The organism is Synechococcus sp. UW140 (assembly GCF_900474295.1).
Classification (GTDB): domain Bacteria; phylum Cyanobacteriota; class Cyanobacteriia; order PCC-6307; family Cyanobiaceae; genus Synechococcus_C.
In genome coordinates this window covers 132,064-149,776 of sequence record NZ_UCOB01000028.1, presented here as the reverse complement: position 1 = coordinate 149,776, position 17,713 = coordinate 132,064, and the positions used below count along the sequence as shown (strand labels likewise).

Below are 17,713 nucleotides of genomic sequence, written 5' to 3'. Positions count from 1 at the left end.
CCTCGGGGCCCCAGACAAGCTGGGGCCAATGTTCATCTTGCCTCAGCGGCTGTCTCTCTGAAAGGAGAGCCGCTCCTGCAACGTGGCGATAACGCTGTCGGGCACCTGGCATCGCAGGGCCTTATTCAGACGTTTTCGGCGACGTGCCTCATCCAGGCAGGCCTCGGTCGGGCAGAGGTAGGCCGAGCGACCCATCCCCCGATCTAAGAGGACCCCTTCCCTGTGGTCGCGGATGACGCGCCAGAGTTGCTGGCGATCCAACAACTCTCGACAGGCTACGCAGCGACGCAGGACAGGGCGTGGTTCGTTCACCGGGCCCCATCCTCGTCAGCGGTCACGGCTTCGCTGTCGCTCTCAACGGATTCGGCCTTGACGCCCTCCACCTCATCAGTGGGTGCCTCGGTTGCTTCGGCTTCGCCCGATTCAGCCATCGCAGTGGCATCGTCCATGCTTTCCATCGTTTCTGCCATGTCTTCTTGGCCGTACTCCTCCTCGTCTTCAGGTAGGGGATACAGCTCGCGCAGACGGGCGTCTTCCTCAGCCCTTGCCGCTTGCTCGGCAGCCAGGCGCTCCTCGGCCTCTCTCTGCAATGCCTCCTCTTCTTCTCGCTGGGAGATCAGCTCGGCGACGACCGCGTCTTCGCTGGCTTGGTCGTACTCCTGTGAGTTCTTGATATCGATTTTCCATCCAGTGAGCCTGGCCGCAAGACGCACGTTCTGTCCTTCGCGACCGATGGCGAGGCTGAGCTGATCGGGGGGCACGAGCACATGGGCATGCTGACCGACAGGGTCGACCAGGCGAACCATCTCGACACGGGCCGGACTGAGGGAGTTGGCGATGTACTGGCCGGGATCTGAGGACCAGCGGATCACGTCGATCTTCTCGCCGCGCAGTTCATTCACCACCTGCTGAATGCGGGATCCCCTGGCGCCGATGCAGGCGCCAACCGGATCGACTTCCCTTTCGATGCTGTCGACAGCAACCTTGGTGCGCGGTCCGACCGAACGAGAGGGGGGATTGGCTTCCCTGGCCACAGCCACGATCCGCACCGATCCTTCCTGGATCTCAGGTACCTCATTTTCGAACAAGTACACCACCAGGCCAGCATTGGCCCGGCTGATAAACAGCTGTGGCCCACGCCGCGGCACTTCACTGACTTCCTTCAGGAAGACCTTGAAGGTCGCATTGGCTCTGTAATTGTCATTGGGTAGCTGGTCGCGTCTGGGCAGTTCCGCTTCCACCTCGGGCCGACCCAGCCCAGAGCTCACTGCCATGATCACGGACTGGCGCTCAAAACGGATCACGCGTGCGGTCAGCACTGGATCCTCAAGGTCGGCGAATTCCTCCTGGATCATGCGGCGCTGCTGATCTCGCAGCTTTTGGGCGAGCACCTGTTTCGTGGTGGCCGCCGCCATTCGGCCAAATTCCTCTTTCTCAGGAGTGACATCAAGCACCACCGTGTCGCCTGCCTGGGCGTCATCGGCGACTTGCATCACTTCGGCGAGAGCAATCTGATGGTCGTCGCTTTCGACCTCTTCCACGATGATCTTGCTGGCCAGCACCCGGTAGCCCTCTTCATCGAGATCGAGCGCAACATCGAAATTGCTGAAGTATTCCTCGTCAAATGGATCTTCATTGATCCCCAGATACAAGGTGCGTCGATAGCGCTCGTAGCCCTTGAGGAGAGCCTCGCGCAGGGCGGCTTCGACAACCTGAGGTGGCAGCTTTTTCTCGTCGCTGATGTCATCGATCAGGTTGGTGAGGCCGGGGAGTAGAACGAGTGCCATCGAGGGCTGAAGGAAAGAAGAAAAGGTGGTGGGTCGGAGACACGACCGGAGAGATGGGCTGCTCTAACTAGCTGGTGGGGCTGGTCAGCTGCACAGAGCGGATGCTCGATCGGGGGATTCGTTTGATTCGACCCTTGATATTGACTTCAAGGTGATCACCAGTCCGCTCCAGAAGAGACCCTGCCAGGGTTTGTTGTTGTCCCTCGTTATCTAGAAAGATGACGTCGACGGGAAACCCCCTAAATGTCTGAAAATCGCGATCGCTCTGGAGCAGATCTCCGATGCCAGGGCTGCTGATCTCCAGGACGTAGGCCTCCGTTAAAAGTGTGGATGCCTCGATCGCTTCGCCCATCGGAAGACTCAGACCAGCGCAGTCGTCGAGGGTCACATCGTCACCGCTGGTGTGGCGGATTTGAATCTGAACCGTCATCGGCCTCAGATGGGTGAGCATCTGAAGATCTGCCAATTCAAATCCTTGGTCGGCAGCGGCTTTTGCTGCGACAGAAGTGAGATCTGGCAGGAGGGGATGGGGCAACGAGGGGCTGGGATGTCGGGCTCTGGCCCGACGGCTGATGCTGAGATCACCCTCCTGGAGAGAAGGACTCGCCAGGCCTGTCAACAATGTAGTGGATCGAGGGAAGACAGCCAGGTTGTGCAGCTGTCTGAATCAGTTGCAGCCCTGCACTGAGATCCGATAGCTGAAGCCGGTTGCGGCAGGGTCGTTGTTCGCTCCAATCCGAAAATTCACCTGGCTGACTGCTTTGCCTGAAGGAGAGGTGAACGGTCCGAACTGTGCTCCTGTCCCCGTTGGCGGTTGCATGGTCTGATCCACAACCTTCAGATTGCCGCCATCGCTGAATTTGAGGAATGCCTGAATTGGATACGCGCCAGGATTGCCGTCTGTTGAGTCGGCAGTGAAGAACAATTTGAAGGAGCGATAGGGCTGATTGACGACGAAATCGGTGTTCCAGTTGGTGCGACCGACAGCTCGTCCTAGCAATCCCTTCGGACGCTCCACTTTCTTTTTGACGATCCATGGTTTGGGCCCGCTGCCATTGCCGCCGACCGGCGTCAGAAACGTGCAGGAGGCTTGTGCAGAAACGGGCAGCACTGACACCAGAGTGACTGCCACTGCTGAGGAAAGAAGGGCGAGCCGATGTCTGGAGTGCCGCATGATCTTGAAAGAGGCGCTGTTGTCACTTTGAACTGAGCATTCAGAGCTGTCCACAGCCCACGCCCAGATGTGCACGACAGGGATCAGCTACCCCCATTGGCTCTGCCCAGATCAAGGGGAGGAGCTTCGTCGTAGCGGTCGCCGGGCTGTTCTTCGCCGCGCTTCGTTGCATCTTGATTGATGCAGCTGGCCTTCTGTTCATCGTTACTGAGGTACCGACAAACCCTGACCCAAAGCTTGCTGCGGGACCCGGCTCCACCAAGGCTGAACAACACCTGATCGATCCCGTTGCTGCAGTCAATCTCCACCTGACAGAGCTCACAGCGAAGGCGCTGGCTTGTGGGGGCAGTCATGGTCTGGACCCTGAGATGACGGCGCAAATTAATGGCAGGACAAAACCTCCGTTGCAACAACGGATGCCATGCGCAGCGCCCTACCGATCCCTTCTCTTCCCAGTGCTTTTGATGCAGCCACAGCGCGCCCCTTGCTTGGGCTCACACAACACCAACCCACCGTGCTCCCTAAGTTGCGGATGAGATTTTCCGTTTGTGATCGCAGCCATGAATCGCCTCAGGCGCTCTCAAGGAGTGGCATTGCTCTTCTCCCTCATGGCCGCTGTTCTGTTGGTCTTCCCTTCCTTTGTGGAGGCGACCCCCGACAGTCCCCATAGCTTCGTCGCCAAGGCCGTTCGCCAAGTGGCACCGTCCGTGGTGCGGATCGACACGGAACGCACCGTGGAGCGTCAGCCCTATGACCCCACTCTGATTGATCCCCTGCTTCGAGACCTACTTGGTGAACCCGGGGGGATGGAGCATGAACGTGGTCAGGGCTCCGGAGTGTTGATTGCTGCCGATGGTCTGATTCTCACGAATGCCCATGTGGTTGAGCGAGTGGATGAGGTCACGGTGACCCTTGCTGATGGTGATCAGCGCGACGGTTTGGTTGTCGGTACCGATCCAGTGACGGATCTCGCCTTGGTGCGCCTTCAGCAAGGCCCTTCGCCTGAGGTGGCCCCCCTGGGAGATTCGGAGGCCTTGGAAGTTGGAGATTGGGCGATTGCACTCGGCACTCCTTATGGGCTTGAGCGAACGGTGACGCTTGGCATCGTTAGCAGCCTGCACCGCAATATCAGCAGCCTCGGCTTTTCTGATAAGCGTTTGGACTTGATTCAGACCGATGCAGCCATCAATCCAGGAAATTCAGGGGGGCCGTTGGTCAATGCCAGGGGGCAAGTGATTGGCATCAATACCCTTGTGCGTTCCGGCCCCGGTGCTGGACTCGGTTTCGCCATCCCCATCAACCTGGCCCGCAGGGTGGCTGATCAGCTGGTGGCTGATGGTCAGGTGGTCCATCCTTATTTGGGTTTGCAGCTGGTGCCTCTCACGGCACGGATCGCCCGTGAACACAACCAGGATCCGAATGCTCTGGTGCAGTTGCCGGAACGATCTGGTGCATTGGTTCAGACCGTTCTGCCCGATAGTCCTGCCCAGAAAGCTGGCTTAAGGCGTGGTGATGTGGTGATCACTGCCGGTGAGACAGCCGTCGTCGATCCCCAGTCGCTGCTCAGTGAAGTGGATCGTGCTGAGATTGATGCGCCCCTTGCTCTCGAGGTGGTCCGCAACGATAAGGTCTTGCGCCTTTCGGTCAAACCGGCTCCACTGCCTGGCCTGGGATGAGCACTCTTGCTACGGTCGCGCGATCTTTTTCACTTAACGACGGTGGATCTTCAGACCCAGATGAAACAAGCGGTGGCCACAGCTGCTGTGGATCAGATCAAGGACGGCATGGTGCTTGGGCTTGGTTCGGGTTCCACCGCTGCTTTGATGATCCAAGGGCTCGGGGCCAAGCTTGCGGCTGGTGAGCTGAAGGACATTGTTGGTGTGACCACTTCGTTTCAGGGCGAGGTGCTCGCGGCAGAACTTGGCATCCCGTTGCGCAGCCTCAACGCTGTCGATCGGATTGATCTGGCTATCGACGGGGCCGACGAGGTGGATGCCGCCTTTCAGCTGATCAAGGGTGGCGGTGCTTGCCACGTCCAGGAAAAATTGGTCGCTTGTCGTGCCGATCGTTTTGTTGTTGTGGTCGATACCACCAAGTTGGTGGATCGCCTCAACCTCGATTTTCTCCTCCCTGTCGAAGTGCTGCCCGGTGCCTGGCGTCAGGTCCAAGCCCAACTTCAGGCGATGGGTGGCCATGCGGACCTGCGCATGGCCACGCGCAAGGCTGGCCCTGTTGTGACCGATCAGGGAAATCTGGTCCTCGATGTGAAGTTCAACGGCGGGATTGCTGATCCCGTGGGTCTTGAGCGCGACCTCAACAATCTCCCCGGGGTGCTCGAGAATGGACTTTTCGTGAATCTCGCGGACGAGGTGCTAGTGGGCGAGGTCAACGGAGACGTGGCCGGGGTGCGCAGCCTCGAACGCGGATCTTGAGACGCTCAGCTCAATCTGAGATGCACTGAATTGGCATGGCTGTGCAGCCCTTCACTGCGGGCGAGCTCTTCAACTGCTCGTCCCGTTGCCTCAAGGGCAGCCCGGTTAAAGGCAATCAGAGAGGTGTGGCGCATGAACGTCTCAACGCTGAGCGCACCACTGAAGCGGGCCGTGCCGCATGTCGGCAGCGTGTGATTGGGGCCTGCGAGGTAATCCCCGACAGCTTCCGGTGACCAGGGGCCAATGAAAATAGCTCCTGCATTGAGGATGCGGTCGGCAAGGTGTTGGGGCCGTTCCACTAGCAGTTCCAAGTGTTCTGGGGCGAAGCGATCACTGAGACCTGCGCAGGTTTCGAGGTTGTCGCACACAACAATCACCCCCCAGTCTTGGAGGGATTGACGACAAATCCCTTCGCGGGGGTGCCCCTCCAGTTGCCGCTCAAGTTCGGCAGGGAGGGCATCGGCCAAGGTTTGCTCAGTGGTGAGCAGGATCGCTGCTGCAAGGGGGTCGTGTTCGGCCTGGGCCAAGAGATCAGCGGCGACCTGCTCCACCCTGGCGGTGTGGTCAGCAATGACCAGTACTTCGCTGGGGCCTGCAAGGGAATCAATTCCCACCTGGCCCACCACCGCTTTCTTGGCAAGCGTGACAAAGATGTTGCCCGGGCCGGAGATCACATCCACTCGGGGCACTGTTTCAGTGCCGAAGGCCAGGGCGGCAATCGCCTGGGCTCCGCCGATGCGATACACCTCATGCACTCCAGCGAGATGGGCCGCTGCGAGCACGGTTTGATTCACTTCACCATCCGGTCCGGCGGGTGTCGCCATCACGATCCTGTCCACACCTGCAGCGCGGGCCGGTACGGCATTCATCAGCACCGTGCTGGGGTAGGCAGCCCTCCCGCCCGGCACATAGAGGCCAGCTCGCAATACCGGTCGCCAACGGCGACCAAGCCGCTCGCCGTGCACACCTTCAATCTCTAGATCCTTGGGCCTCTGCCGCTGATGGAAATCCTGAATGCGCCGATGGGCGAGCTCCAGGGCATCGCGCAGATCGTTGCTGGTGTTTGTCCAGGCTTGCTCTAACAGCGTTGGAGCCACTTGCAGTGGTTCGGGGCGGAAGTGGTCGAATCGCTGCGTCAGTTCGATCAGGGCGCGATCCCCTTGCTGGCGCACCTGAGTGAGAATGCCGTTCACCGTGGCCTGCGCCTGCTGTTGTGTGTCGCCGGTTGTGCGATTGGCCAGTTGGTCGAGGACTTGCTCCGCTGCGCCCACGTCACGGAGGCAACGCAGCAAAGAGGGCGCTGATGACTGACTGCTCGACGCTGTCATCGGCGGGCTGGAGGGCGACTGCCGCTTCAAACTAGGTCCCTTCAGCTCCCTTGCCGGAGGTGGGGGAAGCGTGCACTCGCTGGGTTATGGTGATGGATTGTCGAACCAGTATCCGACTCAGTGGCTAATAACAAGTCATCGAAGAAGCGCGTTCAGATTGCGGAGCGCAACCGTGTCCAAAACAAGACTTACAAGTCTGCGCTGCGTACCTTGATGAAGCGCTGCTTCAGCGCTTGCGACGCCTATTCATCCGAGCCAGGCGATGACGCCAAGGCCTCGGTTCAGGCCAGCATGAAGGCTGCTTTCAGCAAGATCGATAAGGCCGTCAAGGTCGGTGTGCTGCATCGCAACAATGGAGCCCATCAGAAGTCGCGTCTCAGCGCTGCTGTGAAGAAGGCGATTGAACCGGCCGCCGCGGCCTGAAGCAACGCCCCGGTCGTACGGGTGACCTGCAGAATGGATCTGAAGGCGCGTTTCAGGTCCTGGTGAGGTCTCCAACACTGATTGACAGCCACTGTCACATCGTTTTTCGGAACTTTGAAGACGATCTTGAGGCTGTTGCCAGCCGTTGGAGGCAAGCCGGTGTTGTCTCTCTTTTGCATGCGTGCGTCGAGCCGGCTGAGATCCCTGCGATCCGTGCCCTGGCCGATCGCTTCCCTGAGATGCGTTACTCAGTCGGAGTGCACCCGCTCGATACCGAGCACTGGCAGGACAGCACCGCAGTGGTGTTGCGACAGGCTGCACTGGACGACAACAGAGTGGTGGCCATTGGCGAACTGGGCCTAGATCTGTTTCGCGATAAAAATCTTGCTGAGCAGTTGGATGTGCTGAGGCCTCAGTTGGATCTCGCGGTGGAGCTTGATAAGCCCGTGATTATTCACTGCCGGGATGCTGCAGAGCCCATGCTCGAGGAACTGCGTTCTCGTCGGTCTGAGGGGCGATGCCCAGCTGGTGTGATGCATTGCTGGGGTGGAACCCCTGATGAGATGGAGGCATTTCTGGACTTGGGCCTCTACATCAGTTTCAGCGGCACGGTGACCTTCGCCAAAGCAGCCGAAACGCATGAATGTGCTCGCCGGGTGCCGCAAGACCGTTTCTTGGTAGAAACCGATTGCCCTTTCCTTGCTCCAGTGCCCCGTCGTGGCAAGCGCAACGAGCCTTCCTATGTCGCGGCTGTGGCGGCCAGAGTGGCGGAGCTGCGAGGTCAGAGCCTCGACGAGGTGGCGACGACAAGCACCGCTAATGCTCGGCGTCTGTTCGGGTTGCCTTGATCCCCGAATCAAAACCTGTCAAGCCGGAAGGGGTTCGACGCAACACCCTGAAGTGTAAGATGGTTCATTGGCCTGGCCCGGGTGCATGATCTGCGCCTGAGCTCCCAGAAGCGTCCATTTCCTTCCGGTGCATTGACGACGTCTGCCGTTCTGTCCCGAGATCTCTGAAAGCCCGGTTGCGGTAGCCGTTCTCCGTTGAGGGGGACGGCTTTCGTTCGCTGGGCATCGATGGTTTCTCGGTCATGACGATCCAACGTTCAGGCCTTTTGTCCCCCACTTCACATCTGCAGGTCTCCGCATGAGCAGCAGCGCGATTCAGGTCGCCAAGACCGCCACCTACCTGCCCGATCTGGTAGAGGTGCAGCGGGCAAGCTTTAAGTGGTTTCTTGACAAAGGCCTGATCGAGGAGCTGGAGAGCTTCTCCCCGATCACGGATTACACCGGAAAGCTCGAGCTGCATTTCGTCGGTAGTGAATACCGATTGAAGCGTCCTCGTCACGATGTGGAAGAGGCGAAGCGGCGGGATGCCACCTTTGCCTCCCAGATGTATGTCACCTGCCGTCTGGTGAATAAGGAGACAGGGGAGATCAAGGAACAGGAGGTGTTCATCGGTGAACTCCCCCTGATGACCGAGCGCGGCACGTTCATCATCAACGGCGCCGAGCGCGTGATCGTGAACCAGATCGTGCGTAGTCCTGGTGTTTATTTCAAAGACGAACAGGACAAGAACGGCCGCCGCACTTACAACGCCAGCGTCATCCCCAACCGGGGGGCTTGGCTGAAGTTTGAAACCGATAAGAACGACTTGTTGCACGTGCGGGTGGATAAGACCCGCAAGATCAATGCGCACGTCTTGATGCGTGCGATGGGACTGTCGGATAACGACGTCATCGACAAGCTCCGGCACCCCGAGTACTACCGCAAGTCGATCGAGGCTGCGAATGATGAGGGCATCAGCTCCGAAGACCAGGCGCTGTTGGAGCTCTACAAAAAGCTGCGTCCGGGTGAGCCGCCCTCAGTCAGCGGTGGTCAGCAGTTGCTCCAGACTCGCTTTTTCGATCCCAAGCGCTACGACCTTGGGCGAGTCGGCCGTTACAAGATCAACAAGAAGCTGCGGCTCACGATCCCCGATGCCGTGCGCACCCTCACCCATGAGGATGTGCTCTCAACCCTTGACTATCTGATCAATCTTGAACTCGACGTCGGTGGTGCCAGTCTTGACGACATCGATCACCTAGGGAACCGTCGGGTCCGCTCTGTTGGTGAGCTGCTTCAGAACCAGGTCCGTGTTGGCCTCAATCGCCTGGAGCGAATCATTAAAGAGCGCATGACCGTCGGTGAAACGGATTCGCTCACTCCGGCCCAGCTCGTCAATCCCAAGCCCTTGGTGGCGGCGATCAAGGAGTTTTTCGGCTCCAGCCAGCTGAGCCAGTTCATGGATCAGACCAACCCCCTTGCTGAGCTCACGCACAAGCGTCGGATCAGTGCGCTGGGTCCAGGCGGTCTGACTCGCGAACGTGCTGGCTTCGCTGTCCGCGATATTCATCCTTCCCATTACGGCCGTCTCTGTCCAATCGAGACGCCCGAGGGACCGAACGCAGGTCTGATCAACTCCCTGGCGACCCATGCCCGGGTGAATGAGTACGGCTTCATCGAAACGCCGTTCTGGAAGGTTGAGAACGGTGTGGTGCTCAAGAAGGGTGACCCGATCTACCTGTCTGCTGACCTTGAGGACGAGTGCCGAGTTGCTCCTGGAGACGTGGCCACTGATGCCGACGGTCGGATCCTCGCCGATTTGATCCCCGTTCGTTACCGCCAGGACTTCGAGAAGGTCCCTCCAGAGCAGGTTGACTACGTCCAGCTCTCACCTGTGCAGGTGATCTCTGTGGCAACGTCGCTCATCCCTTTCCTGGAACACGACGATGCCAACCGAGCCTTGATGGGCTCCAACATGCAACGTCAGGCTGTGCCACTGCTGCGCCCTGAGCGTCCTCTCGTGGGTACGGGACTCGAGACCCAAGTGGCCCGTGACTCCGGCATGGTGCCGATCTCGCGTGTCAATGGAACCGTCACCTTCGTGGATGCCACGGCGATTGTTGTGCGGGACGAAGAGGGGGTGGATCACACCCACTTCCTGCAGAAGTACCAGCGCTCAAACCAGGACACGTGTCTGAACCAGCGCCCAATTGTTCGTCAGGGAGATCCAGTCATCGTTGGCCAGGTGTTGGCTGATGGCTCTGCTTGTGAGGGCGGTGAAATTGCACTCGGTCAGAATGTGCTGATCGCTTACATGCCTTGGGAGGGCTACAACTACGAGGATGCAATCCTTGTTAGTGAGCGTTTGGTCAACGACGACCTCTATACCTCGGTGCATATCGAGAAGTACGAGATTGAAGCCCGTCAGACCAAGCTGGGCCCCGAAGAAATCACCCGCGAGATCCCCAACGTTGCTGAAGAAAGCCTCGGCAACCTTGATGAGATGGGCATCATTCGGATTGGTGCCTTCGTTGAAAGCGGAGATATCTTGGTGGGTAAGGTCACTCCCAAAGGGGAGTCCGACCAACCCCCTGAGGAGAAACTGCTGCGGGCGATCTTCGGCGAAAAGGCTCGAGATGTGCGCGATAACTCTCTGAGGGTGCCCAGCACTGAGCGCGGACGTGTGGTGGACGTGCGGATCTATACGCGTGAACAGGGTGATGAGCTGCCGCCTGGCGCCAACATGGTGGTGCGCGTTTATGTCGCCCAACGACGCAAGATTCAGGTCGGCGACAAGATGGCCGGTCGCCACGGCAACAAGGGAATTATTAGCCGCATTCTTCCCCGCGAAGATATGCCTTATCTGCCCGATGGAACGCCCATCGATATCGTTCTCAATCCTCTGGGTGTGCCTAGCCGGATGAATGTGGGTCAGGTGTTTGAGCTGCTCATGGGCTGGGCTGCATCAAACCTTGATTGCCGCGTCAAAATTGTGCCCTTCGACGAGATGTACGGCGCTGAGAAGTCCCAGCAGACCGTCGAGGCTTTCCTCAAGGAAGCGGCAAGTCAGCCCGGTAAGGACTGGATCTACAACCCCGATTCCCCTGGCAAACTCCTTCTGACTGATGGCCGCACCGGCGAGCCTTTTGATCAGCCTGTTGCTGTGGGTTACTCCCACTTCCTCAAGCTTGTTCACCTGGTCGATGACAAGATTCACGCTCGCTCAACCGGTCCTTACTCCTTGGTGACCCAGCAGCCCCTCGGTGGCAAGGCGCAGCAAGGTGGTCAGCGTCTCGGTGAGATGGAAGTTTGGGCTCTTGAAGCCTATGGCGCCGCCTACACACTGCAGGAACTACTCACTGTCAAGTCAGACGACATGCAGGGGCGTAATGAGGCCCTCAACGCCATCGTCAAGGGCAAGCCAATCCCTCGTCCCGGTACCCCTGAGTCTTTCAAGGTGCTGATGCGCGAACTGCAGTCGCTCGGCCTTGATATTGCTGTCTTCACAGATGAAGGTAAGGAAGTGGATCTGATGCAGGACGTGAACCCCCGCCGGAGCACACCAAGCAGGCCCACCTACGAATCCCTCGGCGTCGCGGATTACGACGAGGACTGACGGATCAACGATCGAACCCACAACTCTTTCCTTCTTTCCCTAACCGTCAATGAGCAACAGCAATCTCCGCACTGAAAATCACTTCGATTACGTCAAGATCACACTTGCATCCCCTGACCGGGTGATGGAGTGGGGTCAGCGCACCCTCCCCAATGGCCAGGTGGTGGGAGAGGTCACCAAGCCTGAGACCATCAATTACCGCACGCTTAAGCCCGAGATGGACGGGCTGTTTTGCGAGAAGATCTTCGGTCCCTCAAAGGATTGGGAGTGCCATTGCGGCAAGTACAAGCGGGTGCGTCATCGCGGCATTGTTTGTGAACGCTGTGGTGTGGAGGTCACGGAGAGCCGGGTGCGACGCCATCGCATGGGCTTTATCAAGCTGGCAGCTCCCGTATCCCACGTCTGGTACCTCAAGGGCATTCCCAGTTACGTGGCGATCCTGCTTGACATGCCACTGCGTGATGTCGAGCAGATCGTCTACTTCAACTGCTACACCGTTCTTGATGCTGGCGATCACAAGGATCTGAAGTACAAGCAGCTGCTCACTGAGGATGAGTGGCTTGAGATCGAAGACGAGATCTATGCAGAGGATTCCGAGATCGAGAATGAGCCGGTGGTGGGCATCGGCGCTGAGGCTCTCAAGCAGTTGCTTGAAGACCTCAACCTTCAGGAGGTGGCCGAGCAGCTGCGTGAGGAGATCGCCGGCAGTAAGGGCCAGAAACGCGCCAAGCTGATTAAGCGCCTGCGTGTGATCGACAACTTCATCGCGACCAATGCCCGTCCCGAGTGGATGGTGCTCGATGTGATCCCCGTGATCCCCCCCGATCTGCGTCCGATGGTGCAGCTCGATGGCGGTCGTTTTGCGACCTCGGATCTCAATGACCTTTACCGCCGTGTGATCAACCGGAACAACCGGTTGGCACGCCTGCAGGAGATCCTTGCCCCTGAAATTATCGTCCGCAACGAGAAGCGGATGTTGCAGGAGGCCGTCGATGCACTGATCGACAATGGGCGTCGTGGCCGCACCGTGGTCGGTGCGAATAATCGTCCGCTCAAATCACTGAGCGACATCATTGAAGGTAAGCAGGGTCGTTTCCGTCAGAACCTGCTTGGTAAGCGGGTTGATTACTCCGGTCGTTCTGTGATCGTGGTTGGACCGAAGCTGAAGATGCATCAGTGCGGCTTACCCAAGGAGATGGCGATCGAGCTGTTTCAGCCGTTTGTGATCCATCGCCTGATCCGCCAAAACATCGTCAACAACATCAAGGCAGCTAAAAAGCTCATCCAGCGTGCGGATGATGAGGTGATGCAGGTGCTGCAGGAAGTGATCGATGGTCACCCGATCCTGCTCAACCGTGCTCCAACCCTGCACCGTCTCGGGATTCAAGCCTTTGAACCCAAGCTTGTTGATGGTCGGGCCATCCAGCTCCACCCGTTGGTTTGTCCGGCTTTCAACGCCGACTTCGACGGTGACCAGATGGCAGTGCACGTGCCCTTGGCAATTGAAGCGCAGACCGAAGCTCGCATGCTGATGCTGGCCAGCAACAACATCCTTTCGCCTGCTACTGGGGAGCCGATCATCACTCCTTCCCAAGACATGGTGCTTGGTGCTTACTACCTCACAGCTCTCCAGCCCGATGCCAAGACCGTGGACTTCGGCGATCGCTCCTCCACCTTCTCCGATCTAGAAGATGTGATCCGTGCTCACGCGGACAATCGCCTCAGCCTGCATCAGTGGGTATGGGTCCGTTTCAACGGTGAAGTCGACGATGAGGAAGAACTGGATCAACCGATCAAGTCCGAGACTCTCAGCGATGGAACCCGCCTTGAACAGTGGACCTATCGCCGAGATCGTTTCGATGAGGACGGAGCGCTGATCAGTCGCTACATCCTTACGACAGTGGGCCGTGTCGTCATGAATCACACGATCATTGATTCGGTGGCAGCCACCTGACGCCTGAATTGATCCCGTTATTTCCCATTTTTTGAACGACTGACTGATCGCTGCCATGACCTCCACTCCTTCCAAATCCCGCAAATCCGCCAAGGGCTCTAAGGCTGCCAAGGCCAAGGCTGCCAAGGCCGCGGCCGCTGCTGCAGCCAGCAGGGCTCTTGCCAAGACTCCACCACCCTTTCGCAATCGGGTGGTGGACAAGAAGGGCCTCAAACAGCTGGTCGCTTGGGCTTATAAGCACCACGGCACCGCAGCCACGTCAGTGATGGCTGACCAGCTCAAGGATTTGGGTTTTAGGTATGCCACCCAGGCGGCTGTGTCCATTTCGGTGGATGACCTCAAGGTGCCGGAAGCCAAGCAGGATCTACTCGGGCAGGCGGAAGAACTGATCACGGCCACCGAGGAGTCGTATCGCCTTGGCGAGATCACCGAGGTGGAACGTCATACCAAAGTGATCGACACCTGGACCGAGACGAATGAGCGTCTGGTCGATGCAGTCAAGAAGAACTTCAACCAGAACGATCCGCTCAACTCGGTCTGGATGATGGCCAACTCAGGTGCTCGCGGCAATATGTCGCAGGTGCGTCAGCTGGTGGGAATGCGTGGCCTGATGGCCAATCCCCAGGGCGAGATCATTGACCTTCCGATTCGCACTAATTTCCGGGAGGGATTAACGGTCACCGAGTATGTGATCTCCTCCTACGGCGCCCGTAAGGGTCTGGTGGATACGGCACTGCGGACCGCGGACTCGGGCTATCTCACCCGTCGTCTTGTCGACGTCGCCCAGGATGTGATCGTCCGTGAGGACGACTGCGGCACCACCCGCTCGATCATGGTGAAGGCCGAGGACGGCAAGTACGGCAGTCGCCTTGTTGGACGCCTCACCGCGGATCAAGTCGTCAATACTGAGGGTGAGGTGCTGGCGGAGCGCAACACCGAAATTGATCCGCCTCTCTCAAAACGCTTTGAGAAGGCCGAAGTGCCTGCAGTGATGGTGCGGTCGCCCCTCACTTGTGAAGCCAACCGTTCGGTCTGCCGAAAGTGTTATGGATGGGCGCTGGCTCATAACGAGCTTGTGGACCTGGGTGAGGCCGTTGGCATCGTTGCGGCTCAGTCCATCGGTGAGCCCGGGACCCAGCTCACCATGCGCACCTTCCATACCGGTGGTGTCTCCACTGCTGAAACTGGTGTTGTGCGCTCCAAAGTTGAGGGCACCGTTGAATTTGGGCCTAAAGCTCGTGTGCGTCTTTACCGCACCCCTCATGGTGTGAATGCCGAGCAGGCTGAGATCGATTTCACACTCACGATCAAGCCGTCTGGCAAGGGCAAGGCACAGAAGATCGAAATCACGAACGGTTCGCTGTTGTTTGTCGACAATGGCCAGCAGATCGCCTCTGATGTCACTGTCGCTCAGATCTCTGCCGGCGCTGTCAAGAAGAGTGTTGAGAAAGCAACCAAAGATGTCATCTGCGACCTGGCTGGTCAGGTGCGTTATGAGCAGGCGATCCAGCCCAGAGAGGTGACTGATCGTCAGGGCAACATCACACGCAAGGCTCAGAGGCTCGGCCGGATGTGGGTTCTCGCCGGTGACGTTTACAACCTGCCCCCCAATGCCAAGCCGGTGGTCAAACCGAGCGACACGGTCACGGAGGGCCAGGTGCTTGCCGAGGCCAGCCAGGCAAGTGAGTACGGCGGTGATGTGCGCTTGCGCGACTCCCTCGGTGACTCTCGCGAGGTGCAGATTGTCACCACCGCGATGACTCTCAAAGACTTCAAGCTTTTGGGCGAGTCCACCCACGCAGGAGAAATCTGGAATTTGGAGGCGAAGGACGGTACGCGTTACCGTCTCAACACCATCCCCGGTAGCAAAATCGGATCGGGTGAAGTGGTGGCCGAGCTCGCTGATGATCGTTTTCGGACTCAGACCGGTGGTTTGGTGCGTTTCGCCACCGGTTTGGCCATCAAGAAGGCCCGTTCCGCCAAAAACGGTTACGAGGTCAACAAGGGCGGAACCATGCTCTGGATCCCTCAAGAGACCCATGAAATCAACAAGGACATTTCCTTGCTGATGATCGAGGACGGCCAGTGGATCGAAGCCGGCACCGAGGTGGTGAAAGACATCTTTAGTCAGACCGCCGGCATCGTCACCGTCACCCAGAAGAACGACATCCTGCGCGAGATCATCGTGCGCAGTGGCAGTTTCCACCTCTGCACCGAGAAGAAGGCGCTTGAGCGCTTCCAAGGTGACGGTGTCATGGTGAATCCCGGTGAGGCGATCGCGAAGGGCATCAACAGCGATGCGATGGTCTATGTCCAAGCCGTGGAGACGCCGGAAGGCACAGGTCTGCTCTTGCGTCCCGTTGAGGAGTACACCATCCCCAACGAAGCTCAGCTGCCTGAGCTTGGTCACGTGAAGCAGCCCAACGGTCCCCATCTGGGCTTGAAAGCCACCCAGCGCCTCGCTTTCAAGGACAACGAGTTGGTCAAGTCTGTGGAGGGCGTCGAGCTCCTGAAGACTCAGCTCAGTCTCGAAACCTTCGAGACCACTCCGCAGATGACCGTTGATGTGGAGCGCGTGCCAGACAAGCGGGCCAAAACGATCGAGCGTCTGCAGCTGGTGATCCTCGAGAGCATCCTTGTGCGTCGTGACACCATGTCCGACTCCAGCCATGGCTCGACCCACACTGAATTACAGGTGGAGGATGGTCAGTCGATCAAGGCTGCTGATGTGGTTGCGACCACCCAGATCCTCTGCAAGCAGGAGGGTGTGGCCCAGATGCCTGAAGAACTCGATGATGAGCCCGTGCGCCGTTTGATCGTCGAGCGTGAGGAAGACACCACCACAATCACCACCAGCGCTAAGCCGACGGTGGGTGTTGGTGAGCGAGTGGTGGATGGGGAGGAGCTCTGCGCCGGTCAACCCGCCGGCTGCTGTGGAGAGATCGAAGCGGTGGAAGGTAATTCCGTCACTCTGCGTCTCGGCCGCCCCTACATGATTTCGCCAGACTCGGTTCTCCACGTTCGCGATGGCGACCTTGTGCAACGAGGCGATGCCCTGGCTCTTCTGGTGTTTGAACGACAGAAGACCGGTGACATCGTTCAGGGTCTGCCTCGAATCGAAGAATTGCTAGAAGCCCGGCGTCCGCGGGAATCGACGATCCTCTGCAAGAAGCCCGGCGTCGTTGAGATCAAGCAGGGTGAAGATGACGAGACCACCACGGTCACGGTGATTGAAGCCGACGATGCCGTGGCTGAATATCCGATCCTGCTGGGCCGCAACGTCATGGTCAGCGATGGACAGCAAGTCCATGCCGGCGAGTTGCTCACTGATGGCCCGATCAATCCGCATGAACTTCTCGAGTGCATCTTCGAGGATCTGCGCTCTCGCAAGCCACTGATGGATGCAGCCCAGGAGGCGATCGCCAAGCTTCAGCACCGTCTGGTGAATGAAGTGCAGAACGTCTACAAGTCTCAGGGCGTGTCCATTGATGACAAGCACATTGAAGTGATTGTCCGTCAGATGACCAGCAAGGTGAGAATTGAGGACGCCGGCGACACCACCCTGCTTCCTGGGGAGTTGATCGAGTTACGTCAGGTCGAAGACACGAACCAGGCCATGTCGATCACAGGTGGTGCCCCCGCTGAGTTCACCCCAGTGCTGCTGGGTATCACCAAGGCTTCTCTCAACACCGATAGCTTCATCTCCGCGGCCTCCTTCCAGGAGACCACTCGCGTGTTGACTGAAGCGGCGATTGAAGGGAAGAGTGATTGGTTGCGGGGTCTCAAGGAGAACGTGATCATCGGACGCTTGATCCCTGCAGGAACTGGCTTCAGCGGTTTCGAAGAGGAGCTGCGTGCAGAAGCTGGGCCGCATCCCGACATCCTGTCGGAAGACCCTGCTGGGTATCGCCGGATGCAAAACCTTCGCCCCGACTACACCGTTGACATGCCTGCCGCCGATGCCGCCAAGGCGACTGCAGTGCTTGATGATCCCAGTGATGCCGATCTGTCCGCCACTCGTACCCGTCATGGCATCGAGGACAAGAGCAGCCTTGCTGCCTTTGCCCGTCCTGACGCCGACAACGAGCTGAAGGAAGAGCAGGTGGTGGATGCTGAAGCTGTGGAAGGGCTTCAAGAAGAAGGTCTTCTCAGCGATGAGTGAGTCTCTGCTCAAC

General features: G+C 58.5%; 13 protein-coding genes. 7 read left to right on the top strand and 6 right to left on the bottom strand.

Annotated features, from left to right (window positions below; translation table 11 throughout):
- Positions 1–42: 42 nt before the first annotated feature.
- The 5 genes from DXY10_RS12110 to DXY10_RS12090 form a co-directional block, all read right to left on the bottom strand.
- Positions 43–312 carry a YlxR family protein gene (locus tag DXY10_RS12110; RefSeq protein ID WP_115019618.1) on the bottom strand — a complete coding sequence of 90 codons (270 nt, stop codon included), beginning with the start codon at positions 310–312 and terminating at the stop codon, positions 43–45.
- Positions 309–1,787, bottom strand: a complete 1,479-nt coding sequence (gene nusA / locus DXY10_RS12105; protein ID WP_115019616.1) for a transcription termination factor NusA — start codon at positions 1,785–1,787, stop codon at positions 309–311. The genes DXY10_RS12110 and nusA overlap by 4 nt, the downstream gene beginning before the upstream one ends.
- Positions 1,788–1,854: 67 nt before the next feature.
- Entirely contained in the window at positions 1,855–2,322 is a 468-nt protein-coding gene (rimP, locus tag DXY10_RS12100) for a ribosome maturation factor RimP (protein ID WP_115019682.1), read from the bottom strand.
- Between the two features lie 132 nt (positions 2,323–2,454).
- A complete protein-coding gene (locus DXY10_RS12095) occupies positions 2,455–2,919 on the bottom strand; it encodes a hypothetical protein (RefSeq protein ID WP_371411154.1) in 465 nt (154 codons plus the stop codon).
- Positions 2,920–3,044: 125 nt separating this feature from the next.
- On the bottom strand, positions 3,045–3,314 hold the full coding sequence (locus DXY10_RS12090) for a hypothetical protein (RefSeq protein ID WP_115019614.1): 270 nt from the start codon (positions 3,312–3,314) through the stop codon (positions 3,045–3,047).
- A 255-nt stretch (positions 3,315–3,569) separates the two neighbouring features.
- Here DXY10_RS12090 and DXY10_RS12085 point away from each other — a divergent pair, with 255 nt between their 5' ends.
- Together DXY10_RS12085 and rpiA are read left to right on the top strand one after the other, a co-directional pair.
- Positions 3,570–4,637: a trypsin-like peptidase domain-containing protein gene (locus tag DXY10_RS12085; protein ID WP_244282296.1), complete on the top strand. Its 1,068-nt coding sequence runs from the start codon at positions 3,570–3,572 to the stop codon at positions 4,635–4,637.
- Between the two features lie 60 nt (positions 4,638–4,697).
- Positions 4,698–5,393: a ribose-5-phosphate isomerase RpiA gene (gene rpiA, locus DXY10_RS12080; RefSeq protein ID WP_115019678.1), complete on the top strand. Its 696-nt coding sequence runs from the start codon at positions 4,698–4,700 to the stop codon at positions 5,391–5,393.
- Positions 5,394–5,398: 5 nt separating this feature from the next.
- On the opposite strand, the gene hisD is transcribed toward rpiA, so the two are convergent.
- Positions 5,399–6,721, bottom strand: coding sequence for a histidinol dehydrogenase (gene hisD, locus DXY10_RS12075; RefSeq protein ID WP_115019611.1), 1,323 nt, complete (start codon positions 6,719–6,721; stop codon positions 5,399–5,401).
- Between the two features lie 120 nt (positions 6,722–6,841).
- Here hisD and rpsT point away from each other — a divergent pair, with 120 nt between their 5' ends.
- The 5 genes from rpsT (at position 6,842) to DXY10_RS12050 (ending at position 17,700) form a co-directional block, all read left to right on the top strand.
- Positions 6,842–7,144 carry a 30S ribosomal protein S20 gene (gene rpsT / locus DXY10_RS12070; protein WP_115019609.1) on the top strand — a complete coding sequence of 101 codons (303 nt, stop codon included), beginning with the start codon at positions 6,842–6,844 and terminating at the stop codon, positions 7,142–7,144.
- Positions 7,145–7,206: 62 nt separating this feature from the next.
- Positions 7,207–7,992, top strand: coding sequence for a TatD family hydrolase (locus DXY10_RS12065; protein WP_371411153.1), 786 nt, complete (start codon positions 7,207–7,209; stop codon positions 7,990–7,992).
- Between the two features lie 298 nt (positions 7,993–8,290).
- Entirely contained in the window at positions 8,291–11,584 is a 3,294-nt protein-coding gene (gene rpoB / locus DXY10_RS12060) for a DNA-directed RNA polymerase subunit beta (RefSeq protein WP_115019605.1), read from the top strand.
- A gap of 49 nt (positions 11,585–11,633) precedes the next feature.
- Complete coding sequence (locus DXY10_RS12055) at positions 11,634–13,538, top strand: DNA-directed RNA polymerase subunit gamma (RefSeq protein WP_115019603.1); 1,905 nt, start codon at positions 11,634–11,636, stop codon at positions 13,536–13,538.
- A 55-nt stretch (positions 13,539–13,593) separates the two neighbouring features.
- Complete coding sequence (locus tag DXY10_RS12050; RefSeq protein WP_115019601.1) at positions 13,594–17,700, top strand: DNA-directed RNA polymerase subunit beta'; 4,107 nt, start codon at positions 13,594–13,596, stop codon at positions 17,698–17,700.
- Positions 17,701–17,713 lie beyond the last annotated feature (13 nt).

Excerpts from the sequence above, each read along its gene's own strand:
- DXY10_RS12050 (WP_115019601.1), top strand. The coding sequence starts at position 13,594 with ATGACCTCCACTCCTTCCAAATCCCGCAAATCCGCCAAGGGCTCTAAG.
- nusA (WP_115019616.1), bottom strand. The coding sequence starts at position 1,787 with ATGGCACTCGTTCTACTCCCCGGCCTCACCAACCTGATCGATGACATC.
- rpoB (WP_115019605.1), top strand. The coding sequence starts at position 8,291 with ATGAGCAGCAGCGCGATTCAGGTCGCCAAGACCGCCACCTACCTGCCC.
- DXY10_RS12085 (WP_244282296.1), top strand. The coding sequence starts at position 3,570 with ATGGCCGCTGTTCTGTTGGTCTTCCCTTCCTTTGTGGAGGCGACCCCC.
- hisD (WP_115019611.1), bottom strand. The coding sequence starts at position 6,721 with ATGACAGCGTCGAGCAGTCAGTCATCAGCGCCCTCTTTGCTGCGTTGC.
- DXY10_RS12090 (WP_115019614.1), bottom strand. The coding sequence starts at position 3,314 with ATGACTGCCCCCACAAGCCAGCGCCTTCGCTGTGAGCTCTGTCAGGTG.
- DXY10_RS12055 (WP_115019603.1), top strand. The coding sequence starts at position 11,634 with ATGAGCAACAGCAATCTCCGCACTGAAAATCACTTCGATTACGTCAAG.
- rpiA (WP_115019678.1), top strand. The coding sequence starts at position 4,698 with ATGAAACAAGCGGTGGCCACAGCTGCTGTGGATCAGATCAAGGACGGC.